Here is a 20,801-nt window from a genome sequence, read left to right as displayed (position 1 = left end):
TAACAAGCTCACCTCTTTTTTGACAGGTTGTGGCAGGTTAAAACGCACTGGAGGCATGGGTCCGCGTTTCAGACCGCTTTGTGCCAGAAGCGGACGTTCAGGGTATCATGTTGCAGTTAATGTTGAAGGTCCGGCTTACTCCCTTTCAAGTATGTTAATGATTAAATCGCGTGGAAAAATTGTCTCATTGGTGTGTATGAGCTCTTCAATTGTCCACCAATGATAATCGCGTATGACTTCCTGTTCATTGCTACTCCACCCTGAGTGGTCGAGCTCAACTGTATTTGCATCAATCATAAAGAAACGCTCTTCAGCAAGTACAGTCTCCCCACTGGGTAGCATCATTGTGAAGTTTTGGGACGCTATCTGTGGTCCTGTTAATGTCCTTATCAAACCCGTTTCTTCAAATAATTCGCGTATAGCGGCCTGCTCAAAAGATTCATTTTTTTCAAGCCCTCCACCCGGTGTTGCCCAGTATGTTTTTCATCTCAGAGCTCCATCTTTATGACAGAACCTAAAGAGCAGGACGCGATTATCAGGCGAAACAATGATCAGTCGAGATGATGGTCGAATGCGCACGTACCCCCCTTAAAAAAGCTTAAATACTAATTCTTGATATTTATATAAACATAAATTGCAGCCTGAATCGGCCTATAGGTCTGTATTTTCTTACAGCTTTAATCTTACACAACGTCCGCTTTTCGCTCAAAGCTGCCAGTCAGTTCCTTTGATTTCCTGAAGATGTTTAAGCCGCCGTTCTGAATGCCTGGTCAGAAACGCAGTGTGTCCAGGGCGGTGCGGATTTAACTGTAATGGCTCTGATTTCCCTGAAATTGGTTCGGTTTGGTTAAGTCAGGGCTGTATCTCGGCAGGCGTTCCTGAAAAGTGGTTCAGTGGACAGAAAATGCGGTCTATCCATGACGTGACTATATCAACGCGCTGGGTCTCTGAGGCATAGATGGTGCGTGACTTTTTCTATGCCCGTCAAAGCAACAAAGCCAGCTCGTTCATAGAAAGTGAATGCCGATTGAGGAGCGTTTGTGTTGATAAAATCAAACCAGTGGCCAGAATCCTTAAGTATCTCACTGAGCAGGGCGCTGCCAACCTGCCTTTTCCTCCATCCTGAGTCTACGTAGAGATGTCGCAGACGTCCGATGCCATTTTTTAGCGTAAACGGGTCGATGTTGAGTCCACCAACGCCAACGATTACTCCATCTACTGAAGCCCCAATTAGTTTTTCTCCGGGTCTATCAAAGCGGTTCTGTCCGCTAAGCCAGTTATCTTCCAGTCGGCGTAACATGTTAAATCCTTCAGCCATGCTCTGCGATCTTAACTCAGCAAATCCTGGGCTGTCCGGGGTGACGCTTATGAGTTGGATATCCATGATTTTTCCAGTGATTTCAATCTGCATAGTCTGGACAGAATTATGATTGTGTCCAGTATGACAATGGCACTCTCATACTTCCCATGCGCCACATTAACGGTAATAGAAAAGAAATTTTGGTTAGTAAAACTCATCTTTATGCTGATATCTGTATTCTTGCGTTATCCCTGTATATCCATATGAAGCAGCTTTACAATCAATAACATGCACATTTGACTGAGGATGTAGGTTACCAATAGCTTGTTCCATAGCTTTGTAAATTGCTTTTTGAAACGCTGCTTTCTGATCTTTGCTACATGTTTCATCCACGACAGTAACTTCAAGTCTAAACGAATTTTTCCCCCATTCAGCCAGACTCTTGCCATCAATAAACCAGTCATCATCGTCCACATGTCTTACTATGACCATGGTTTCAAAGCTGTTTTTCTTCAATATCTCACATGTGATTTGAGTAGCTAAAAGCACACAATCTTTGGTTAATTTTTGATCATTGCAACCAGACAATGTGAGCGTTATTCCAGGCATAATGATTCCTTAAATGTGTCATTACTTAGCTTGATTATTAAAAGTGTTGCCACATTTTTTGAACGATACGAGATGACTAAGATGGCATAATCAAAAACGTGAGGGCAACTTTCGTCCCCTTCTCGCTCATAGCGGACATGGGCCAACGTGTAAGTCCGCTTTGTGCCAGTAGCGAACGCCCATTGGTATATTCAGAACAAAGGTAAAATTGTAGGGTTTCGCTTAGCCGGGCGGACAGGTAATTATCTGTTCTGACTGAATGATAAACCGGGCGGAACAATGCAATGTCGTTGATGACGCACTCCGTTTGTTTGCCGGAATGAAGTTCTTTTTCTCGTCGCATGCGGCACGACAAGCAGCTGTCAATTTTATGCAAAAGCGGCAGCACCAACCTCATGCTATGTTTTTTCTGGCGCGTAACACTAACGATCCCGTTTCTGATGTCGATAACTCCATTTCTTACACTATATGAAGGAACATGTATGTACTGCGTACGCCCTTTAATCCGCCCACTTTTTTTTTCTGACGCTGCTGCCCTTTTCTCTGGTTCAGGCTGCGGATAATCCTGTATTGAACGGCGGCAAAACTAACCCTTTTTCGGTCACCAAAATCCACGATCGTGTGAATTACATGGTGTCATTAAACTTCAATAATGGAAAAACAGCTCAGCAATGGCGATCCGTTGATTGTAAGCACGGCACGGCACAGCTTCTGTACAAGGATTTATTGAATGAGAGCGGGCTTACTAAAGCTCGCTTTTACGGCAACAGTTACCTCCGCTATGCGCCGGCACAGGATGACAGTCAAATGACGGCAGAGGATATTCGCAAGGTTTGTCAGTTACCCATAAAAGATGCACGCTGGGAAAAATTATCAGCCACGTCTGAGTACGGTACTACCAATCTTGTCGATGTGAATAGCATTGAGCATATTGGTAATATTTTATCGGTGCGCATGGGATATGACTTTGCAGATATCATCTGGGAACCGCCTTATGACGCCCCGCTTGAATTAAAGATTGAGCATTACCTGTATAACTGTAAAACCCATCAGGGTGATGCTGTTGCTGCGATGAACTTCGACAGTGAAGGCCGCGTTACCGATTCACTCATCACTGCTGATATCATTCGCCGCAAGAGTAGCTTTAAAATTGACGGCCAAATGACACAACGCTTTGAGCAACTCTGCAAGTTACCCGCAGGAAAAACCTTCAGAGCCGAAGGACACTTTGTCCCTGCGACTAATAAACCCGCATCAACGCTGATGGGGCCATCAATGCCCGATCTGAACAATAATAATCCGCAATGGCTGAGTAAATTTCCTCTTTCAGCGGCAATGGAGCATCAGGCACAGTCACTGATTAAACCCTGGGCGCTTCCGCGCTTTAAGCAGGTTCGCTATACCACGGTCAGCGCGCTGGGTAAGGTTAAAGTACAGCTGGATGCACAAGCAGATGGTTATATACGCAAGCTGGAAGACTATGGTATCTGGACGGTGCAACGTTTAACGCTGGCTAATCAGCTACAGCTGAAGTTCACTATGTCCATCAGTAATGGTGCTTCGAGGCTCAACACGTTGCAGACGGATCTGCGCTTCCCGTTAGTGACCGGACAACGCTATCAGGCGAAATGGGAAAGCATTGATGCCGATAAGAAAGTCACTGCTTCAGCGTTACGTTGCGACGTAACCGATCAGGGGGAGGCGCATGAAATTTCACCTGAGTTTAGTGGGAAATATCTGCTGGTTAAGTGTGATGAAACTGACGAAGGACAACCAGGTAGCAGTGATAAATTTGCCTGGATGCAGGACCTCAATATTTTTGTCCCGGTCGCGACGCAAATAAGTGGTAAACCTGAAAGCCTGGTCACGCTGGAAGATGTCAAAGTGATACGTTAATAATAATCAGGCTCGCCGCTTTAGTCGGTGAGCCTGATTGTTGAATAATCCCCTGAGGGTTAAGTCATGCACTCTCGCGGTCAGAACCAGCGATCGGTCGATTATATGTCTCAGACGCAGCTAGAGGTTATTTCAGGGTGGGACGTGCTGTAAAACAAAATGACGGAGTTCGGCTGTTAATTCGTATGGTGCCTCTTCTGCCATATAGTGAACGCTGGCGATGGCTTCACCCGTAACATCGGGTGTCCAGTTTTTCCAGATCCCCACAATGTCGCCATATAACGCCTCCAGATCGTCGTATTTTGACCATAAACAGAGAGTCGGGCATGCAATCATCCGTCCGATCTGACGATTATGAAGTTCGTGTTTATTGTCTATACCCAGACCGGCGCGATAGCCCTCTATCATCCCATGTACCGTTTCCGGATCGTAGATGGCTCGTCTGAACTCACTGTATTCTTCGTCTCCCAATGAGCCTTTGAGCATGGTGTTGAGTTGCGCTTAATCCAGCCGGGCAGGCCAGCGCAGAATGGGTTTATTGAGAGTTTTAATGGACGCTTTCGCGATGAATGCCTGAATGAACACGGGTTCAGTGACGTCAGTCATGCCAGGAAAACCATCAGTGAATGGCGTCAGGATTATAATGAGTGCCGCCCGCACTCCGCGCTGAATTATCAGACGCCATCAGAGTTTGCAGCACGGTGGCGATATGGAAAATGTGAAGGTAAACAAACCGACATTACAAACTGACGGTTGTATCTAATACTGGGGGCAGGTCATGTATTGCCTGTCAGTTCGGCTGATATGAGTGATGGAGCGTCTACTTCTCGCTCATAGCAGACAAAGAAGGCGGTGTTAGCGTCCGCTTTGTGCCAGAAGCGGACTGCATCAAAATTTGACTCAGTTTATTTTTGAACTTGTTATTACGCACCTCGTATGATTTTATATGCAATTAAAATGAATATAAAATCATATGAGGTGCTTTTATGTCTACCGATTCACCCGTTAAAGCTCAGTTTGAAGCCTATAATGCACACAATATTGAAGCATTCATGTCTTGCTTTTCAGAGGATTTCAAAGGTTATCGGATGCCAAGTGAGCGTCCTTCAACTGTTGGTAAAGAATCATTACGTGAGTTTTACATGAATAATCGCTTTAACAATCCGTTGCTTAGAGCAGAACTTATTTCCAGAATCGTAATGGGTAATAAAGTTTTCGATCACGAATTAATATATGGTTTATCTGAACAGCCTCTGGAGAGCGTTGCTGTTTTTGAAATCAAAAATGACCTCATTTCTACAGCATGGTTCTATTTCCCCTGATTGTGCGTTTAATCGCTGGTTGAGAGCTAACGTATCCCAGTTTTCACATTGAGTGAGAAACGCTGTCAAAGGTCCGCTGTTCGCTAATAGCGGACATCCGCCTTTTTCAGCAGGCAGTTTTTTACCAGAAGCGGAACTTGCTTACATTGCTATGTCAGTTTGCTGGGAGCAGGTCAGATAGGTTTTTATGACCTTTTCAGACAGGGTCGTATCAGGATTAATTTCTGATACTGACTGGCGTGGTTTTTTACATCATTGAACGTCAGACTCCATCAACCAGGGAGGATGAATCCTCTCTTTTTTATTACGTCAACTGCACCCAGTGGCACGCCACCTGATGGCCGGGGCGCATTTCGCGCAGTTCCGGAATTTCTGTGCGGCAGCGTACTGTTGCCTGCGGGCAGCGAGAAGAGAAGCGACAGCCAGAGGGCGGGCGCGAAGGATCCGGAATTTCCCCCTGCACCACCGGCACGGATAAGCTTCCAGGGGCAAGCGTCGGCACCGCCGCCAGCAGCGCCTGGGTGTAGGGGTGAAGCGGCTGGCTGAACAGCGCATCGCGGCTGGCAGTTTCCACCAGTTTCCCCAGATACATAACTGCCACGTCATCACACAAATGCTCCACGACACCGAGATCGTGAGAGATGAACAGGAAGGTAACGCCATGGTCATCACGCAAATCGGAAAACAGGTTAATGATTTGCGCCTGAATAGAGACATCCAGCGCCGAGATGGGTTCGTCGGCAATAATAAAATCCGGGTTGAGAATCAGCGCTCTGGCGATGCCGATACGCTGGCGCTGGCCGCCGGAAAACTCATGGGGAAAGCGATTGTAATGCTGCGGCGCCAGTCCACAGATTTTCATTACCTCCAGCACTTTGTCGCGCAGTTCTTCTTTGCTGCACAGCGTGTGTTCCAGCATTGCTTCCCCAATTGCATCACCTATTCGAATGCGTGGATTCAGCGAGCTGTAAGGATCCTGAAATACCAACTGGATTTTCGGGCGCAGCGCGCGCATCTGTTTCGGCGTCAGATCCTGCAACTCCTGACCACGATACTTCACGCTACCTGCCGTTTTGTCATAAAGCCCCAGCAGCGTGCGTCCTACGGTGGTTTTACCGCTACCGGATTCGCCCACCAGGCCAAAAATAGTGCCAGGTCGAATGTTAAAACTGACGCCGTCCACAGCGCGTAGCTGTCCGGTTTTCTGACCAAAAATCCCGTCGCGTAGCGAGAAATGCTTTTTCAACTCGTCCACTTCAATAACATATTGCTGGCTCATGCGATAGGCTCCGCTAACTCACTGTGAATACATGCGGCTTGCCGCGTATGCCCGATCAGCGGCGGAATGACCGCGTGGCACTGCGCGGTTCTACGTTCGCAGCGATCATAGAACGCGCAGTACGGCGGCAGTTCGGCCAGGTCAGGCACCTGTCCGGGAATGGAGTAGAGGCGGCGTCGGCGCTCGCCCGGAACAGGGCGCGATGCGATAAGCCCTTTGGTATAAGGGTGCAGCGGGTTGTGTAGCACATCGGCAGTCGGGCCTTGCTCAACGATGCGCCCGGCGTACATCACCACGACATGTTCCGCCATCTGCGCGATAACCCCCAAATCGTGAGTGATCAGCATCAGCGCCATCTGCTGCGCCCGCGCCTGGTCGCGCAGTAAGCGTAGGATTTGCGCCTGCACGGTGACATCCAGCGCCGTGGTTGGCTCGTCGGCAATCAGCAGCTTCGGCTGGCAGCTTAACGCCATGGCAATCATGATGCGCTGCAACATGCCGCCGGAAAGCTGATGCGGATAGCAACCCATCAGACTCTCCGCACGCCCGAGTCCGACATCGGTGATCAGTTGCGTGGCGTGCGTCCAGGCCGCTTTTGGTGTTTCGCCGCGATGGCGTATCAGCGGTTCACAAAGCTGCTCGCCAATGGTCAGCACCGGATTGAGCGCTGTCATCGGCTCCTGAAAGATCATCGCTAATTGATTACCACGCAGATCGGCCATTTTCGACGGCTTCAGGGCAAGCAGATCGGTGCCCTCAAAGCGGATTTCTCCGCCGTCGATACGCGCAACCTGCGGCGGTAACAGTCCCATCAGCGACATGGCGGTAACGCTTTTGCCGCAGCCAGATTCACCAACAACGCCAATGGTTTGCCCTGCCTGAATGGTAAAGGAGACATCCTGTACAGCGCGCACACGCCCCTGCTCGCTGGCGAAGGAGATGGATAAGTTATTAAAGGTAATTAGCGGCTCGCTCATTTCAGGCTCCGTTTCATCTTCGGATCCAGCGCATCGCGCAGGCCATCGCCCAGCACATTAATGGCGATGACGGTCAGAAAAATGGCAATGCCCGGCGGCATCCACAGCCATGGGCGACGCTGAAAGTCGATCAGGCTGTTGGCCGCGTCCATCATATTGCCCCATGAGGGCGTTGGCGGTACGACGCCAAGGCCGAGGTAGCTAAGCGCGGATTCCATCAGGATGGCGTTGGCCACCGCCATGGTCGCCATCACCACCAGAATGGGTATGGTGTTCGGCAACAGATGACCGAACAGGCGGCGGCGCGAAGAGAGGCCCAGGACCTGCGTCGCCAGCATAAAATCACGTTCGCGCAGTGACAGGATTTGCCCGCGCACCAGCCGCGCCAGCTTCGGCCACTCCAGCAAGCTAAGCATCACTACTACCATGTAGATGCGCGAATCAGACGAAAAATCCAGCTCAGACAACATCGCTCCGGCAACAATCAGCAGCGGCAGGCTGGGGATCGTCATCACCAGATCCGCCATGCGCATAATCAGTTTGTCCGTCCAGCCGCCGGCATAGCCGGATACCGCACCCAGCAGGTAGCCCAGAGCCACCGAAAGTAGCATGGTCATCAGGCCAATAATCAGCGAGATACGACCGGCAAGCAGCAGGCGGGTATAAATATCGCGGCCAAGAAAATCGGTGCCCAGCCAGTGTTCTGCGCCAGGCGGTTTGTTGATCATCAGCGCATCGGTGGCGTCATCTTTCCACGGCGACCACACCGGGCCCAGCACGCACCAGATGGTCATGATTACCAGCAGAACCAGGCACAGCATCGACAGATGATTGTGGCGCAGCGCTTTCCACGCCTGGTGCCACGGAGAAGGTGTGGCCTGCGCCATCGCCGGAATTACCGCCTTGCGTAAGCGGCGATTCGTAGAGAAAAGGGAACCGAACATCACGACCTCACGCGAATGCGCGGGTCGGCCCACGCGTACAATATATCGGCAATCAGGTTGCCCACAATGGTTAATACCGCAAGAAACAGGGTGAACCCCATCAGCACCGGATAATCGCGGGCGGCCAGAGAATCAATATGAATATGCCCTGCGCCCGGCCAGTTAAACACCTTTTCGGTGATGATCGCGCCGGAAAACAACCCCGGCAGCTCAAAACCTAACAGGGTGATGATTGGCAGCAACGCATTGCGCAGCGCGTGTTTAAGGATCACTGTGCGTTCGCGCAGCCCTTTAGCACGCGCGGTGCGGATAAAATCCATCTTCACTACGTCAATCATGCTGGCACGGAAATAGCGCGTCAGGCTGCCCGCCTGCAACATCACCAGCGCCATGACCGGTAACACCAGATGCGCCGCAACCTGCATCACCCACACCCAGCCGTTATCGTCGCTGCCGGTGTTGGTCATGCCGCCCACTGGCAACCAGTGCAGATCGACTGCGAACCACTTAATAAGCAACAGGCAGAGAAAGAAGGTTGGGAAAGACATGGCGGCGAACACCGACACGCTCACCAGATGATCGAACAGCGAATTGGGTTTCAGCGCCGAGGCAATGCCCACCGCAAGCCCGATGCTCCAGTAAAACACCAGCGCAACGCTTGCCAGCAGGAAAGAGTTCCAGATGTACTGGTTAAGTAGCTGACTCACCGGAATTTGGTATTGCAGCGAGAACCCCAAATCGCCGCGCAGCAACTGGCCGAGCCAATGCAGATAGCGGGTAAGGATCGGTTGATCGAGTCCATAAATAGCTTTCAGTTCGGCGGCGCGCGCAGCGGTGAGGGTAATGTTACCGTCGATAAAGTCGCCTGGCGTTTTCGCGAAAAGCATAAAAATAATCAGTGATGCGAGCAGCAGCATTGGCAGGGTTTGCAACAGTCGCCTGAGGATAAAATTTCGCATAGCTTTCTCATGACAACTGCCGGGAGACCCGGCAGTTGTTACTGTTATTTAATGATTTTCACATCCGGCAGGCTACCGGTCAGCCCGTTGTAGATATCTGGTTTAAAGCCGGTGACGCGGGCACTACTGGCCGATAAAATCTCGCGGTTACCCAGCAGAATCACCGGCGGATCGTCCGCCAGCACTTTATACAGCTGGTGATAAATTGGTTTGCGTTTTTCCACATCCAGCACCGCATTACCTTCGTTGATCAGCTTATCAACCTGCGGATTGTTATAGCCGGACTCTTTCGCTTCCGTGCTGTAGTAATCCCACACGCCATCATGTGGATCGTTGAGTGTGCTGGTGCTGAAAGAGGCCAGGTCATAGTTACCGGCTTTACGCTGTGCCATGAGGGCGTTGAAATCCACCACCTGCGGCTTCAACAGCACGCCAATCTGCTGCCAGTTCTCTTTGGCGATGGGGATCAGCGCATCATTCAGCACTTTCTTGCTCACCAGCAGCGTCAACTCCAGACGTTTACCGTCCTTCACGCGGATGCCATCAGGCCCCGGTTTCCAGCCCGCTTCATCAAGAAGTTTCTTCGCCTGTGCCGGGTCAAATTTGTATGGATTCACGCCATCTGTGTTATACGCCCATGAAATCGGGGCAATAGGTTCAATTGCCACTTTTCCATAGCCCTGATAAACCACATCAATCAACTTCTGGCGGTCGAGACCATAAATCAGCGCCTGTCGCACTTTCACGTCCTGCAACGCCGGGCGACGTACGTTGAATTCCACTTTGCTGTAGTCACTGGAGCCAAACAGGTTGATATTGGCGAAGCCCAGCATTTTCAGTTGTTCGATATCATCAGGGCGAGAAGTAAACGAGTCGTAATCGGTTTCGCCGGTCTGGAACAACTGGAAGTTAGTGGACGGGTTGGTTACGCGGTAGATAAAGCGCGGCGTCGGTGGTGTGCCACGGTAAAAATGGGTATTGGCGTGGAAACGAATCTCCTGGCCCGGAATATATTTGTCATAGACATACGGTCCGTTGCCCAGCGGTTTACCGTGCAACATGCGCAGATAGTCGAGATTGCCGCGCTGATACCCTTTCCCATAATACGCTTTCGACAACACCGGGCCGCCAATTTTCGCCAGCGTTGTCGCGCCAGGCTGCCCGGTGGTGACCTGTAATGTCAGCGGGTCGATCACTTTCAGGCCACTGACGCTATCAGCTTTTCCGGCTTTATACTCCGCGCCGCCCACAATGTTGGCGAGGGTGATGTCAGTATCGCCATCATATTTCGGGTCATGCAGCACGGTCAGGGTAAACGCCACATCTTCGGCGGTGAGGGGCGAGCCGTCGCTGAAAGTCAGGTGTGGGCGCAGCTTAATGGTATAGACATTGTTATCCTGACTAACGCTCCAGCTTTCGGCCAGGCCTGGCACCAGCTTACCGTGGCTATCCCAGTCAATCAGACGTGAGAAAATCACGTTGGTGACGTTTTCGTCCCAGCCGTTAACAAAGAAATAAGGGTTAAAAATACCCTGCGGTTCAGAGATACCAGCCACCACAGTGTCTTTACGCAGCTTAGCCACTGCCGGAATCTGGCTGGCATCGGTGGCTGGTGTAATGCCCTCTTTTAAGGGTACATCGGCGAAAGAGGCTGAAGAGAAAGCCACCATACTGCTGAGTAACGCGATTTTAAGCGCCAGAGTAAAACGCGTGGGTTTTGTTTTTATGCTTTTCAGTAGGATGGACAAAATGGCTCCCTCATCAAATGTTTGTATGGAATTTACAAATCATGACGAAAGATAAAAGCCGCACCGCCCCCTGTCTAACAACGAAACAATCTGGCTTATAGCAAATTATCATTAGTAGATTTATAAGAAAGCAATGCTTAATTTCATCTAAAGAAGATGAGACATTACGCGGGGCAGTCGAAGAGTTCTGATATCGTAAGGGGTTTGACAATCAATAATGTGAAAAACCACGGCACAGCGCGCCATTGTTTGTCGAACAGGCGCTTGCGCTTGTCAGGCGCGATATCAAATCCCGTATATCCGATGCGGATCTTCGTCAGCATGGAATCAGCCCGGAGCGGATGCGGCGCTGGTTCCTGCAACAGCACGGCATCACTTTTCAGGCCTTCCAGCGAATGCAGCGGGTAAATATTGCCCTGCAGGAGCTGAAAAGCGGACGTGCGGCGACTGACGTAGCACTGGACAATGGCTACGAATCCCTGAGTGGGTTTGGTTACATCTACAAGCGGCTCACTGGCGCAGCTCCCTCTCAGATTATAGTCATTCACTGGTTTACCACTACACTGGGCCTATGTTTGTCTGTGCCAAAGAGCAGGAGAGAGTGTGCCTGCTGGAGTTTACCGATCACCGAATGTCAGAGACGGAATTTCACGATATCCAGCGTTAACTTAACGCCAGGATTGTCACAGGTGAAAATAGTCATACCCGACAAACATGAAAGAAATCAGAGTTAAATGAGTCAATACAGAATGCTTGCTGTATGAAACAGTCTTTTTCCGATCCTGTTACTTTTTACATGCAGTTTTAAGGTATTTGAAATCCCCACGTCCGCTCCTGGCTCACAGCGGCCGCTCATTTTTGTGACCAGTGATGATGCCGACACCAGTCGGCTTCATGGGTTGATCTAACCGCTACTACCTCACCCCGTGGCCCTTGCGCTTCCGGACTATCAGCCGGCTCTTCCTGTTGGCCAGCAACCAGTCGGCAGCAATTGCCAGTATGTAACTCACCTGAAAAACCGTTTGAATCGAGCCTCTCCACTCATTTGCATTTTTCAACCCTCGGGCGTCATTGTCCCCCTCCTTCAGCTATGCCTCCGCTGAAATATCGTATCAAGCATGAAGGTCACCAAAAAATTAACCTAACAAGTGTTAGACAGATGTTGACGTGTGTTGATTTGCCCGCTAATGTTTGCCTACCTAACGTTAGTTAGATACCCCAACCATCAACCTGTAGGATCGACCATGACTGCTAAACTTCAGCTTTTTACATCACCCTCGGCCTTTCCTAATCCACAGCGCCTGCGGCTTTTCATGCATGAAAAGGGCATCGCTGACCAGTTTGCCGAGACCATCTATGACATGTCCCCTGGAGGAGAGCAGCGTGGCTGGCGACATTTGAATATGAATCCGTGGGGCGAAACGCCTACCCTTGAACTCGCTGACGGGAGTTATATTTCTGAAACGGCTGCCATCGTTCGCTATCTTGATCAGGAGTATCCGGGCCGCAAGATTATGGGAGAAACAGCACTGGAACAGGGGCTGGATAATATGTGGGATAACCGGGTGTGGGTGCATATCCTGTACCGCATCGTTACAGCGTTCCACGTGTTGCACACCGGCCTCGGCTTCAAGCTGGAATTGACCAAAAATGAGGCCTGGGGTGAACACTGCCGTAAAGAAGCTTTGGCTCACGCCGCGCTGGTTAATCGCCATCTGTCAGACGGCCGCGAATGGCTGCTCGGCGGCGATGCGCCGACCTTCTCGGATATTACTCTGGCAACCGCGATCGCCTTCTCGAAATTCCCGGTCAATGCCACTCCACTGGACGAGCGTTTTGAGTTCTTAGATGCCTACTGGCAGCGCTGGACAAAACGTCCTGCCTTCCAGGCGGCCTACGCCGATCGCAACAGCGGCATTCCTGAGCTGGATTCGCCAGCCCGGTAATAGCGCCACTCGATGTAAACTGCGGTACGCCGGGTTCGTTATCTACTGACTTTCCCGGTGACCAGAGTGCTTATGATAGCGTCGGCTGTCGATGTTACTTGCTAAACCATGATGCAATGACGTCTGCCTGAGCACCCTGGATGCACTGAACTTACTGTTTTCCATGGCAATCACCCTGTCACCCGGTAAGCGTTTGCTGTAAATTAGCATTCTCTATTTAAGAGATCATCCCAATACCAAAGGCATCAAGATGAGCGTCAACACCAGGGAAGCCATTTTGCAGGCGGCCAGGAAAATTGCCCAATCTCAGGGCTATAACGGTTTGAATTTCCGCGACCTCGCGCAGGATGTGGGTATCAAAGCGGCGAGTATTTACTACTATTTTCCAGGCAAAGCCGAGTTGGGTATTGCCGTTGCCAGACGATACTGGGAGGACGGTGCGCTCGCACTCGAGATGATCGAATCAGAAAGCCCATCACCCATTGACGCGCTGCGTCGCTTTCCTGAAATCTTCCGAAGATCACTTGAGGCCGAAAATCGTCTCTGCCTGGGCAGTTTCATGGGCGCTGAAAAAGATACCTTACCTCCTGAAATGAATGCAGAAATACAGAAGTTTGCTGATGTGAACATTGCATGGCTGAACAGACTGCTGGTGGCTGCGAAGGTGTGCGATTCAGGTGAGAGTGAATCCAGAGCACGTGCAATTTTCACGGCCATTGCCGGTGCCCAGCTTATCGCCAGAAGTCGCTCAGATATCTCGCTTTTTGATTCACTGGTGGATTCATACAGCGCCTTCGGACCTCTGCCAGAATAGCAACTGCCCGCAATCCGATTCAGCGAATGGGCGATTTTCTGCACGCGCGCCCAATGCGGCGCGGCGTCCGGTAGCGTATGCGCTTTTCCACTCAGGAACTCACCCCTTTGAATCAATGCGCGACGGGCCAGGGTAAAAGTATTACGCCGTGTCTCATCATCACCTGCAATAAAGGAGTGAAACCTCGGTTCAGGAAAGCGTTTATTTCAGCGGTTCAGGTAGCTAACAATCCACAATTTGCTGTCCGACTGCGGTTTCTTTAGCGGCTTCTGGCCAATAGTCGTGGCAATAAGCTTATCATCAACCGTAAGCTTCCCCTGCTCAGTCACCTGATAATCATTACGCTTCTTACCTTTCAGCAATGCGGGTGATGCGGTAACCCTGAGAGTACAGCAGTAAAGCCTGCCTGCGGGGATCGCGTTCGTCGGGGGCGGATGTCATGTTCACGCAGCCCAAATACGGCCGCGACACCATTTGATCACAATAATGCGGCAGATTGCGCAGAGTTCCCCCCTCGCCTTTGATTTACGCTGTTATATCCTGGAAAAGATGTTTACATTTGTTCAGCAAAATTATCGGCCGCTCAGCAGAGCGTCACTGACCGACACGCGAATTGATCGCAGGGAAGAACAGCTGTTAACTTCATCATCAAAGTCATACCGCAAACAGAGGCAGGGAAAGAATGAGGGAGCTTGCACCCGATGGCATCACCGGGATGCCGTCACGGACGGCAGAGTATCTTTGTCGCCAGATCGCACGCCTGCTGAAAGGAGGAAGCCTGACCCCGGAGACCTGCCAGCGTATCTTTGCTTTCTGTGGAATCAGACCGTCAGATGCTCAGTGGCGTCAGTTTCTTATCCCGGTTCTTTCCTGTCTGGGATTACTGTCTCTGGTTGCCGGAGCGGTGTTCTTTATTGCCTGGAACTGGGCCTGGCTGCCGAAAATGGCGAAATTTGCCCTGGCCGAGCTGTTGATCGTCGCGCTGGCGGTGGTTGTCTGGTGGCGCTGGTACAGCACGCTGGCACGCAACGCATTACTGGCGACAGGGCTAAGCTTCGGTGCCCTTTTTGCGCTGTATGGACAGATTTATCAGACCGGTGCTGACAGCTGGGAGCTATTCCGGGCCTGGTTATACGTTCTTCTGCCGCTGGCGCTGATTGCCCGGCAAAACAGCCTGTGGTTTTGCAGCTGGCTGGTCGCTAACCTGGCGTTCCAGCTCTATTACAACACCCTGCCGTCGTCACTGCTGGATCTCGCCGCGTCTGACAGTTTAGCCAGGCTCCCGACCACTGTGCTCTACGCATATCTGGCGTTGCTGGCAGCCTGCCTGATTGTCAGGGAAGCGCTGGCGTGGCGCGCGATAACGCATCAGCCCGAGAGCTGGCTGGCAAGCCGCTGGTTCTCGCGAATCATGGTGGGATTTTTACTGCTTCAGCTGACCGCCATTGTGGCCGGGAACCTCTCTGACTGGGCCGGCGGTGACCACCTTCCTTATATCACGGGCGGTTGGGTGATCACCCTGCTGGCAGGTTATTACCTGTACCGTTACCGCTATCCGGATCTCTGCATGCTGACGCTGGGCATCGCCAGCCTGACCGTGGTTGGCTGTGCGCTAATCATGCAGTTATTCCTTTTAGCCTACGATACGGGTGATCTGTTTTTGACTGGCATCCTGATGGCATTCTGGGTGGCGGTAAATGGTTCAATTCTGCTGAAATGGCAACGCAAACTGGTTGAAAAGGGGCCAATCGATCTGGCTCCGGCCAGGCTGACCTTACTGACAGACACTTTGCGTCAGCAGGGTTTGCTGAGCGCCTCGCAGGTTGAGGAAATTAAGCAGCGCGGTCACGCATCCGACCTGCCCTGGTATCTGAGGCTGGCGCTAAGCGTCGGAGGCTGGGTGGCAGCGATCATCATTCTGTTACTGATGATACTGATGCTCTATGCCACTGATCTGCTGGAAGACCCGAACGCTGCGACCCTTATTATTCCTTCGCTGCTGCTTGCCGCCATTGCGCGTGGCCTGTTAAGCAGTCAGCATGACGGTAAACATCATCTCGGGCTGGCATGGGCGATTGCGGCAACGTGCGGGCTGATAACTGGCGTTCTGCTGCAAATCCAGAGCAATGATGCCAGCTTTATTATGCTGAGTTCACTGACTGCCTTGCCGATCCTGGCCGCGATGGCGATGGCGATGCCCGACCGTACTTATCGGTTTATGGCCATCACTGCCCTGACCTTTTTCCTGGTGCTGGCGGGCCATTCTGTGGCCCGGCTTTACCTGTCTCCGATGGCTGCACGACTTGCTGTGTCCGTACTGGTGGCGGCGGTTATATTTTTGTGGATGTGGACTGTCAGTCATCAGTTGAGGTTACAGGCAGGGCCGTATGCTGACGCGGTACATGCTCTGCTGTATGGCATCCCGTGTGGTCTGATGTTGCTGAGTTTCCTTGGGATAAACGCGGCTTATCTCACGGATTTCCTCTGGTCAGCATCGCAATTTTCCACGCTTCAGTCTGGGACAGGTACAGGGATCGCGGCTGGCTTAGTGCTGAGTGCGCTCAGTCAGAAAAGGCACAGAAGACAGCCGCTGTTTTCGATTATCACGCTGCCCGCTGCGCTTATCTGCGGGGCCGCAGCCCTCTATGCACCGGGTATAGGGCTGGGATTGTGGTTAATTCTGATGGCACGTTATCAGGGAAGTATGGGGTTGCTGGTAGTGAGTGGCGGTTTCATGGTGCTGTATGTCATTGGCTGGTATTACTTCCTGGAGGTAATTCTGCTGCAGAAATCCCTGCTGCTGCTGGTCAGTGGTCTGGTTTTACTGGGGCTGGCATGGGGAGTCAAAAAAGTATTACCTGCACAAATCGGAGGTGCCAGTGAAAATGCATAAACAGAGCCGATGGCTGGCTGGCGCTGTGATAGCGCTGGCGCTGATAGCCGTCAATGTCAGTATCTGGCAAAAAGAGCAGTTGCTGAAGCAAGGCGCGGTCATGATTTTACCTCTTGCCCCGGTTGACCCGCGATCCCTGATGCAGGGTGATTACATGGCGCTGAATTATGCCCTCACCCGCCCACTGGAACTGACGTTGTATCAACAGGCTGAGTCCTGTGGCGCGACCCTGTCAGCGCCATGCCTGCCCACCAGCGGAACCCTGATTGTTGACCTCGATGCGCAGCGTCATGCGACTCAGGCCCGTTTTGATCAGGGTGAACCTCTGCAGCCAAATCAGCTACGGGTGAAGTACCATCAGCATGATGGCTCGCTGACCGTCGGTACTAACGCTTATTTCTTTCAGGAAGGTCATACCGACAGATTCGCCCAGGCGCGTTACGGGGCATTTCGGGTGGGAAGCGATGGCACAGCACTCCTGACGGATCTGCTTGATGAGCAGGGTAAGGTGATTCAGCCTTAAGGATGCGAGACGCTCACTGACCTGCCCCAAAAACCTGACAGGCGGCCTTAATGTCCTTATTGCCCGGATGCCCGTCACAGGTCGGCAAAAGGATGCTGCGCCGGCATCCTGTTTTGCGATCAAGCCTCGTGCCGAAAATTTAAGCGGGTACGCTGCATCAATATAGCTGCTCAGACATAGAGAAAATTATGCCGAACATTATTGACGACAACTGGATTAGGATATCTGTGATATCAGCAATATTTAGTAGTGTCGTGGGTTCATTACTGGTTTTAACCTATCTTTCCTTGGGGAAAAGCAGTACACCCGTAGTGGGTTTAATTTTTACTTATTTTTTCATCGTTATGACGAGTATTATTGGGACCACGATGGGCTCTTTAATAATCGGCATGCCATTAGCGATGATTTCAAAGCGATTTTATCCTGACGCTTCCCTGAAGGGGAGCTTTTTTATCATATGCTCTGCGCTCTTCATGTGGCTGGTTGTACTGGCATGGCCTGTTATCAGGATATGTGAAACGCCTTATTCGGATATTGTGCTTTTAAGCCCCTATGCCTTCTGTTCAGCTGCCGCACTTGCTTATCTGGTTTACTGGGATTGATGCGTATCATATCAATCAGGATCGGGGCAGCAGGACCGTTAATGAAAAGAACTAATGGTATCATTTTTCAGCCAGACATATAGAAACAGGTGAGTCCAGAGTGTCGGAATTCGGATGTTCCCCCCCCCTGAGAGCAGTTTTAATTACAGACTCACCTGGATGTTAATTAGATAATGTTTACGAGACAGCACGTGATCACATTTTGCCTGCCAGATAATCATGGATTCCGCTCGAAATACTGTTTATCCATCTCGACAAGTTTCTTTTGTAATCCTGCCTCCCCTTCAACCACTTCGTAAAATTTACTGTAAGTATACAGATAAATACGCTCGGATGACGCAAACATAAACATGTCTGGTGAAACCATATTTGAGAAGCGACTTATCACTTCGGGCTGTAAAAAGATGACATCATTCCCGATGTGACCAATCACTCCGCGCCCCCAGTTTCCCGCACGAAAAAAGGTATCTGGATTGCTATATCCCGTGCATCTGGTGAGCCCATGCTCCGGACAGGAGACAACAGAAAGAAGATGAAATTTACTCAGATCTAAATCACCAACATTATAGCCACCGACATAGGTTGAGCCATTACTTTTGAAGACATTGTAAATACGCCATTTATCATCCTTTCCAAATGGAAAAATAACCTGGAAATCTTCCGGGTTAACCTCTTTTATCTTCTCGCTCCGGAAATATACAGACGATTCATCTTGCGCGTAGCTCGCTAATTGTTCCGATTGCCAGTATGGCCGGGTAGTCTTAACGTAATTAACCGGTCGAAACGTAGAGGAGTATTTAGCCACTAAATAAAGATCGCGCTTTTCTATTTTATTGACCTGCATGGGCTTTGCTGTTAAGCAACCCCAGGAAGTGATGTTATAAATTAAACCTGAAGTATCGCCCGCCCCAGTAATGCAGGGAGAGTGTTCGTAATTAATTTTACTCACCCAGTAAATATTGTTCTTAATGGATACATAGTTACTGAAAACAGGCCGTATATCATTTGAACATTGCTGACTTACCTGAAATAAGTTATCTCTCTCACCATTCTGGTTAAATTTACCATGAACAGATTCGCTACAGACATTAAGGACAGGCCTGCCACGCACATCGCTTTGCATTGGCCGACTTGCATCGAAAATATATTTTAAGAAAATAAAAATCAGAAACACTCCAATAATTAACCCTATCCTGACAAAGATACTATGGTTTGACTTCATGTGTTATTCCCTTTAACCGCTATCCTGGTATCACATCAGATAGTGCAGACCGAAGGTAAACGGCAAGCGCGCCGCCTGGCATGAACGCTATTCAACATAATTAATGCTTTTCCGGGATCATGCATTCTGCAGCATAGCCCGCATTTAATTTTATATCTGCCCACATAACACTGTTTCTTTGGGGTACGGAGCGTAAATCTTCAGTGTAATCATTTTCTCATCTTCCCATGCTTCCTTGTCTGGTGGCGCAGGTTTAAAAACCCCGGTGTGCTGGGCACGGCTAATGAACCCGGTTTACAGACATAAATAGATGATGAGTTTTAGCGGACACATTATATTTTGCCTGGTATAGAGGTCAGGCCTGTGGTTGCTTACCACCCTATCGACTTGCACTGACTGAATTCAGTTTTTGGAACAATGAGCGCCATATGGTTTTCTGCCATGCACTGTTTAAAAACCTGCTCTTTGTAACGGCCCGCCTGTAAACCCAGCATGGTGCTGGACCGTTCCGCTGCGTTATTTTCAATGTAAGAGCCACAATTTTCTTTGAACTCCTGAGGATTATCGCTATAAGACATCGACCATTTCAGCTGAGCTTCAACTGAATCATCTGATTGATGCTGGGGGACGGCTTTTACTGGTTCCAGGCCAGAATAGAGTGGATTGCCGAGTAATTTCTGTGCAAATTGTTGATTTTCTGCGGTTAAACGTCCGGTTTTACACATCTGCAGATAGATCTGCGAAAGCCGTTGCTCCTCAGCATCGGCAGCATGGGTGCATTCCTCCAGGACTTGTTCATTAGTCTTAGCCGGTTTTTTATCTGTGGATCTCCAGTAACTATTTTTAAAGTCCGGTACCGTGCCTTCAGTGGTGCCAAAAGGGCAAAGTGCACTGGCGCAACCCAGTAAAAACATGGGCACACACGTCAACGTCAGAACACGTAACAGGGAAAACGCTTTAAGACTGCTTTTGTTCATTTTATTTTCACTTTAGTCAGCTGCGGAAATGGGGTCTGAGCAATGTCATTATTTTTAATGTTCCGCTTTTCGCTCATAGCGGACCTACCGAAACGCAGGTCAGGTTTGTGCCTGAAGCAGGCGTTGCAAATACTCAGTTAAGTTAACACCTGGCGCGCAGTCCTTACCTTAAGACAAGCCATTGCGGTGTTCATAATTCGTCAGCAGGATGAAGGAAGGTCAGAACGATCTCCTCGCGTCGTTGGGTGCGAAATTACAATAAACTCTACAGGAAACTCAGTGTCGTTTCTGGCTTGATGTTTTGACCCCGGTGGAATTTCTAGCCCCTGCAGGGCTTTAATATTATGCATCTTACCCTCCAGTTCCATTGAAAGAACACCATCGAGAACAAAGAAAAATTGTCTGGAAACGGAGTGAAAGTGTCGCTTTTCAGAAGTGCCGGCAGGCATTTTCTCATGAATAACCAGCATATCCTGACGGTTTACCAGATACCAACCATCGCAATTGTCGCCCCAGAAATAATGCTCTGCATTTTCCTTTGAAATCATCATCCTTCTCCTGTTTACACGCGCCCATCTATCAACATCTTAAGAAAGTGATACCGAGATGTAGTATCGATTCTCAACAGGTTATGCTTTTGATTATTTACCTAAAGATCTGAACTGCATCGTTCAATATATCTGGTAGTTATCAATGTATTGGGAAAGCAGAATTTTATCTGCCTATAATGTCCGCTTTTCGCTCATAGCGGAAATTAGCCTGACGTCAGTCTTCCCTATACCGGCAGCGT

The 20,801-nt window shown here is 50.1% G+C and carries 20 protein-coding genes and 2 pseudogenes; 9 read left to right on the top strand and 13 right to left on the bottom strand.

The genetic code is table 11. The annotated features are described in order from the left end of the window. Window positions 1–135: 135 nt before the first annotated feature. The 3 genes and pseudogenes from ACMGGP_RS21350 to ACMGGP_RS21340 all read right to left on the bottom strand — a co-directional run. A pseudogene (locus ACMGGP_RS21350) lies at window positions 136–465 on the bottom strand (NUDIX hydrolase); the annotation flags it as partial. Between the two features lie 466 nt (window positions 466–931). Next, complete coding sequence (locus tag ACMGGP_RS21345) at window positions 932–1,384, bottom strand: GNAT family N-acetyltransferase (protein WP_033760123.1); 453 nt, start codon at window positions 1,382–1,384, stop codon at window positions 932–934. Window positions 1,385–1,504: 120 nt separating this feature from the next. Beyond that, window positions 1,505–1,909 (bottom strand): tautomerase family protein, encoded by a 405-nt coding sequence (locus tag ACMGGP_RS21340; RefSeq protein WP_050679430.1) that lies wholly within the window; start codon window positions 1,907–1,909, stop codon window positions 1,505–1,507. A gap of 570 nt (window positions 1,910–2,479) precedes the next feature. Here ACMGGP_RS21340 and ACMGGP_RS21335 point away from each other — a divergent pair. Then, window positions 2,480–3,805 carry a hypothetical protein gene (locus ACMGGP_RS21335; protein ID WP_242640427.1) on the top strand — a complete coding sequence of 442 codons (1,326 nt, stop codon included), beginning with the start codon at window positions 2,480–2,482 and terminating at the stop codon, window positions 3,803–3,805. A 132-nt stretch (window positions 3,806–3,937) separates the two neighbouring features. On the opposite strand, the gene ACMGGP_RS21330 is transcribed toward ACMGGP_RS21335, so the two are convergent. After that, window positions 3,938–4,291, bottom strand: a complete 354-nt coding sequence (locus tag ACMGGP_RS21330; protein ID WP_207253817.1) for an alpha/beta fold hydrolase — start codon at window positions 4,289–4,291, stop codon at window positions 3,938–3,940. On the opposite strand from ACMGGP_RS21330, the pseudogene ACMGGP_RS21325 reads away from it, so the two are divergent. Together ACMGGP_RS21325 and ACMGGP_RS21320 are read left to right on the top strand one after the other, a co-directional pair. Beyond that, a pseudogene (locus ACMGGP_RS21325) lies at window positions 4,280–4,555 on the top strand (integrase core domain-containing protein); the annotation flags it as partial. The gene ACMGGP_RS21330 and the pseudogene ACMGGP_RS21325 sit on opposite strands and share 12 nt — an antisense overlap. Before the next feature lie 236 nt (window positions 4,556–4,791). Then, window positions 4,792–5,127 (top strand): nuclear transport factor 2 family protein, encoded by a 336-nt coding sequence (locus ACMGGP_RS21320; protein WP_187511162.1) that lies wholly within the window; start codon window positions 4,792–4,794, stop codon window positions 5,125–5,127. Between the two features lie 304 nt (window positions 5,128–5,431). Here ACMGGP_RS21320 and ACMGGP_RS21315 read toward each other — a convergent pair whose 3' ends face one another. From ACMGGP_RS21315 to ACMGGP_RS21295, 5 genes are read right to left on the bottom strand one after another with little or no spacing between them, the layout of a single operon-like run. Then, entirely contained in the window at window positions 5,432–6,406 is a 975-nt protein-coding gene (locus ACMGGP_RS21315) for an ABC transporter ATP-binding protein (RefSeq protein WP_122890148.1), read from the bottom strand. Beyond that, window positions 6,403–7,383: an ABC transporter ATP-binding protein gene (locus ACMGGP_RS21310; RefSeq protein ID WP_122890147.1), complete on the bottom strand. Its 981-nt coding sequence runs from the start codon at window positions 7,381–7,383 to the stop codon at window positions 6,403–6,405. Before ACMGGP_RS21310 ends, ACMGGP_RS21315 begins: the two co-directional genes overlap by 4 nt. After that, the gene (gene opp4C, locus ACMGGP_RS21305) at window positions 7,380–8,327 is read right to left on the bottom strand and encodes an oligopeptide ABC transporter permease (protein ID WP_033780026.1); all 948 of its coding nucleotides are present in this window, start codon (window positions 8,325–8,327) and stop codon (window positions 7,380–7,382) included. Before opp4C ends, ACMGGP_RS21310 begins: the two co-directional genes overlap by 4 nt. After that, entirely contained in the window at window positions 8,327–9,286 is a 960-nt protein-coding gene (locus ACMGGP_RS21300) for an ABC transporter permease (RefSeq protein WP_498798864.1), read from the bottom strand. The genes opp4C and ACMGGP_RS21300 overlap by 1 nt, the downstream gene beginning before the upstream one ends. Window positions 9,287–9,330: 44 nt before the next feature. Next, window positions 9,331–11,034 carry an ABC transporter substrate-binding protein gene (locus tag ACMGGP_RS21295; RefSeq protein WP_033780025.1) on the bottom strand — a complete coding sequence of 568 codons (1,704 nt, stop codon included), beginning with the start codon at window positions 11,032–11,034 and terminating at the stop codon, window positions 9,331–9,333. Window positions 11,035–11,375: 341 nt separating this feature from the next. On the opposite strand from ACMGGP_RS21295, the gene ACMGGP_RS21290 reads away from it, so the two are divergent. From ACMGGP_RS21290 to ACMGGP_RS21280, 3 genes are all read left to right on the top strand, one after another. Beyond that, window positions 11,376–11,768 (top strand): helix-turn-helix domain-containing protein, encoded by a 393-nt coding sequence (locus ACMGGP_RS21290; protein ID WP_498798987.1) that lies wholly within the window; start codon window positions 11,376–11,378, stop codon window positions 11,766–11,768. 510 nt (window positions 11,769–12,278) lie between these two features. Beyond that, window positions 12,279–12,980, top strand: a complete 702-nt coding sequence (locus tag ACMGGP_RS21285) for a glutathione S-transferase family protein (protein WP_010670628.1) — start codon at window positions 12,279–12,281, stop codon at window positions 12,978–12,980. 250 nt (window positions 12,981–13,230) lie between these two features. After that, on the top strand, window positions 13,231–13,794 hold the full coding sequence (locus ACMGGP_RS21280) for a TetR/AcrR family transcriptional regulator (RefSeq protein WP_045139943.1): 564 nt from the start codon (window positions 13,231–13,233) through the stop codon (window positions 13,792–13,794). Window positions 13,795–14,142: 348 nt separating this feature from the next. Here ACMGGP_RS21280 and ACMGGP_RS21275 read toward each other — a convergent pair whose 3' ends face one another. Continuing rightward, window positions 14,143–14,235: a terminase gpP N-terminus-related DNA-binding protein gene (locus ACMGGP_RS21275; RefSeq protein ID WP_072044066.1), complete on the bottom strand. Its 93-nt coding sequence runs from the start codon at window positions 14,233–14,235 to the stop codon at window positions 14,143–14,145. A gap of 241 nt (window positions 14,236–14,476) precedes the next feature. Between ACMGGP_RS21275 and ACMGGP_RS21270 the strand changes: the two genes are divergently transcribed. From ACMGGP_RS21270 to ACMGGP_RS21260, 3 genes are all read left to right on the top strand, one after another. After that, window positions 14,477–16,687 carry a DUF4401 domain-containing protein gene (locus tag ACMGGP_RS21270; protein WP_346455005.1) on the top strand — a complete coding sequence of 737 codons (2,211 nt, stop codon included), beginning with the start codon at window positions 14,477–14,479 and terminating at the stop codon, window positions 16,685–16,687. Further along, the gene (locus ACMGGP_RS21265; protein WP_346455004.1) at window positions 16,680–17,210 is read left to right on the top strand and encodes a GDYXXLXY domain-containing protein; all 531 of its coding nucleotides are present in this window, start codon (window positions 16,680–16,682) and stop codon (window positions 17,208–17,210) included. The genes ACMGGP_RS21270 and ACMGGP_RS21265 overlap by 8 nt, the downstream gene beginning before the upstream one ends. A 188-nt stretch (window positions 17,211–17,398) precedes the next feature. Next, window positions 17,399–17,812 (top strand): hypothetical protein, encoded by a 414-nt coding sequence (locus ACMGGP_RS21260; protein WP_498798863.1) that lies wholly within the window; start codon window positions 17,399–17,401, stop codon window positions 17,810–17,812. 217 nt (window positions 17,813–18,029) lie between these two features. On the opposite strand, the gene ACMGGP_RS21255 is transcribed toward ACMGGP_RS21260, so the two are convergent. From ACMGGP_RS21255 to ACMGGP_RS21245, 3 genes are all read right to left on the bottom strand, one after another. Further along, entirely contained in the window at window positions 18,030–19,034 is a 1,005-nt protein-coding gene (locus ACMGGP_RS21255) for a hypothetical protein (protein WP_498798862.1), read from the bottom strand. A 371-nt stretch (window positions 19,035–19,405) separates the two neighbouring features. Beyond that, complete coding sequence (locus ACMGGP_RS21250; RefSeq protein WP_124890465.1) at window positions 19,406–20,011, bottom strand: hypothetical protein; 606 nt, start codon at window positions 20,009–20,011, stop codon at window positions 19,406–19,408. A gap of 200 nt (window positions 20,012–20,211) precedes the next feature. After that, window positions 20,212–20,562 (bottom strand): cupin domain-containing protein, encoded by a 351-nt coding sequence (locus ACMGGP_RS21245; RefSeq protein WP_250489331.1) that lies wholly within the window; start codon window positions 20,560–20,562, stop codon window positions 20,212–20,214. Window positions 20,563–20,801: the final 239 nt, after the last annotated feature.

The sequence above is a fragment of the Curtobacterium sp. BNK-1 genome (assembly GCF_048685235.1).
Taxonomy (GTDB): Bacteria; Pseudomonadota; Gammaproteobacteria; order Enterobacterales; family Enterobacteriaceae; genus Pantoea; species Pantoea agglomerans.
Note: the sequence above shows the minus strand (reverse complement) of the source record. Positions and strands in the feature narration are given on the sequence as shown.

Excerpts from the sequence above, each read along its gene's own strand:
- ACMGGP_RS21345 (WP_033760123.1), bottom strand. The coding sequence starts at position 1,384 with ATGGATATCCAACTCATAAGCGTCACCCCGGACAGCCCAGGATTTGCT.
- ACMGGP_RS21255 (WP_498798862.1), bottom strand. The coding sequence starts at position 19,034 with ATGAAGTCAAACCATAGTATCTTTGTCAGGATAGGGTTAATTATTGGA.
- ACMGGP_RS21275 (WP_072044066.1), bottom strand. The coding sequence starts at position 14,235 with ATGACATCCGCCCCCGACGAACGCGATCCCCGCAGGCAGGCTTTACTG.
- ACMGGP_RS21320 (WP_187511162.1), top strand. The coding sequence starts at position 4,792 with ATGTCTACCGATTCACCCGTTAAAGCTCAGTTTGAAGCCTATAATGCA.
- ACMGGP_RS21250 (WP_124890465.1), bottom strand. The coding sequence starts at position 20,011 with ATGAACAAAAGCAGTCTTAAAGCGTTTTCCCTGTTACGTGTTCTGACG.
- ACMGGP_RS21300 (WP_498798864.1), bottom strand. The coding sequence starts at position 9,286 with ATGCGAAATTTTATCCTCAGGCGACTGTTGCAAACCCTGCCAATGCTG.
- ACMGGP_RS21340 (WP_050679430.1), bottom strand. The coding sequence starts at position 1,909 with ATGCCTGGAATAACGCTCACATTGTCTGGTTGCAATGATCAAAAATTA.
- ACMGGP_RS21285 (WP_010670628.1), top strand. The coding sequence starts at position 12,279 with ATGACTGCTAAACTTCAGCTTTTTACATCACCCTCGGCCTTTCCTAAT.
- ACMGGP_RS21315 (WP_122890148.1), bottom strand. The coding sequence starts at position 6,406 with ATGAGCCAGCAATATGTTATTGAAGTGGACGAGTTGAAAAAGCATTTC.
- ACMGGP_RS21260 (WP_498798863.1), top strand. The coding sequence starts at position 17,399 with ATGCCGAACATTATTGACGACAACTGGATTAGGATATCTGTGATATCA.
- ACMGGP_RS21290 (WP_498798987.1), top strand. The coding sequence starts at position 11,376 with ATGCGGCGCTGGTTCCTGCAACAGCACGGCATCACTTTTCAGGCCTTC.
- ACMGGP_RS21245 (WP_250489331.1), bottom strand. The coding sequence starts at position 20,562 with ATGATGATTTCAAAGGAAAATGCAGAGCATTATTTCTGGGGCGACAAT.
- ACMGGP_RS21310 (WP_122890147.1), bottom strand. The coding sequence starts at position 7,383 with ATGAGCGAGCCGCTAATTACCTTTAATAACTTATCCATCTCCTTCGCC.
- ACMGGP_RS21270 (WP_346455005.1), top strand. The coding sequence starts at position 14,477 with ATGAGGGAGCTTGCACCCGATGGCATCACCGGGATGCCGTCACGGACG.
- ACMGGP_RS21330 (WP_207253817.1), bottom strand. The coding sequence starts at position 4,291 with ATGCTCAAAGGCTCATTGGGAGACGAAGAATACAGTGAGTTCAGACGA.
- opp4C (WP_033780026.1), bottom strand. The coding sequence starts at position 8,327 with ATGTTCGGTTCCCTTTTCTCTACGAATCGCCGCTTACGCAAGGCGGTA.
- ACMGGP_RS21265 (WP_346455004.1), top strand. The coding sequence starts at position 16,680 with ATGCATAAACAGAGCCGATGGCTGGCTGGCGCTGTGATAGCGCTGGCG.
- ACMGGP_RS21280 (WP_045139943.1), top strand. The coding sequence starts at position 13,231 with ATGAGCGTCAACACCAGGGAAGCCATTTTGCAGGCGGCCAGGAAAATT.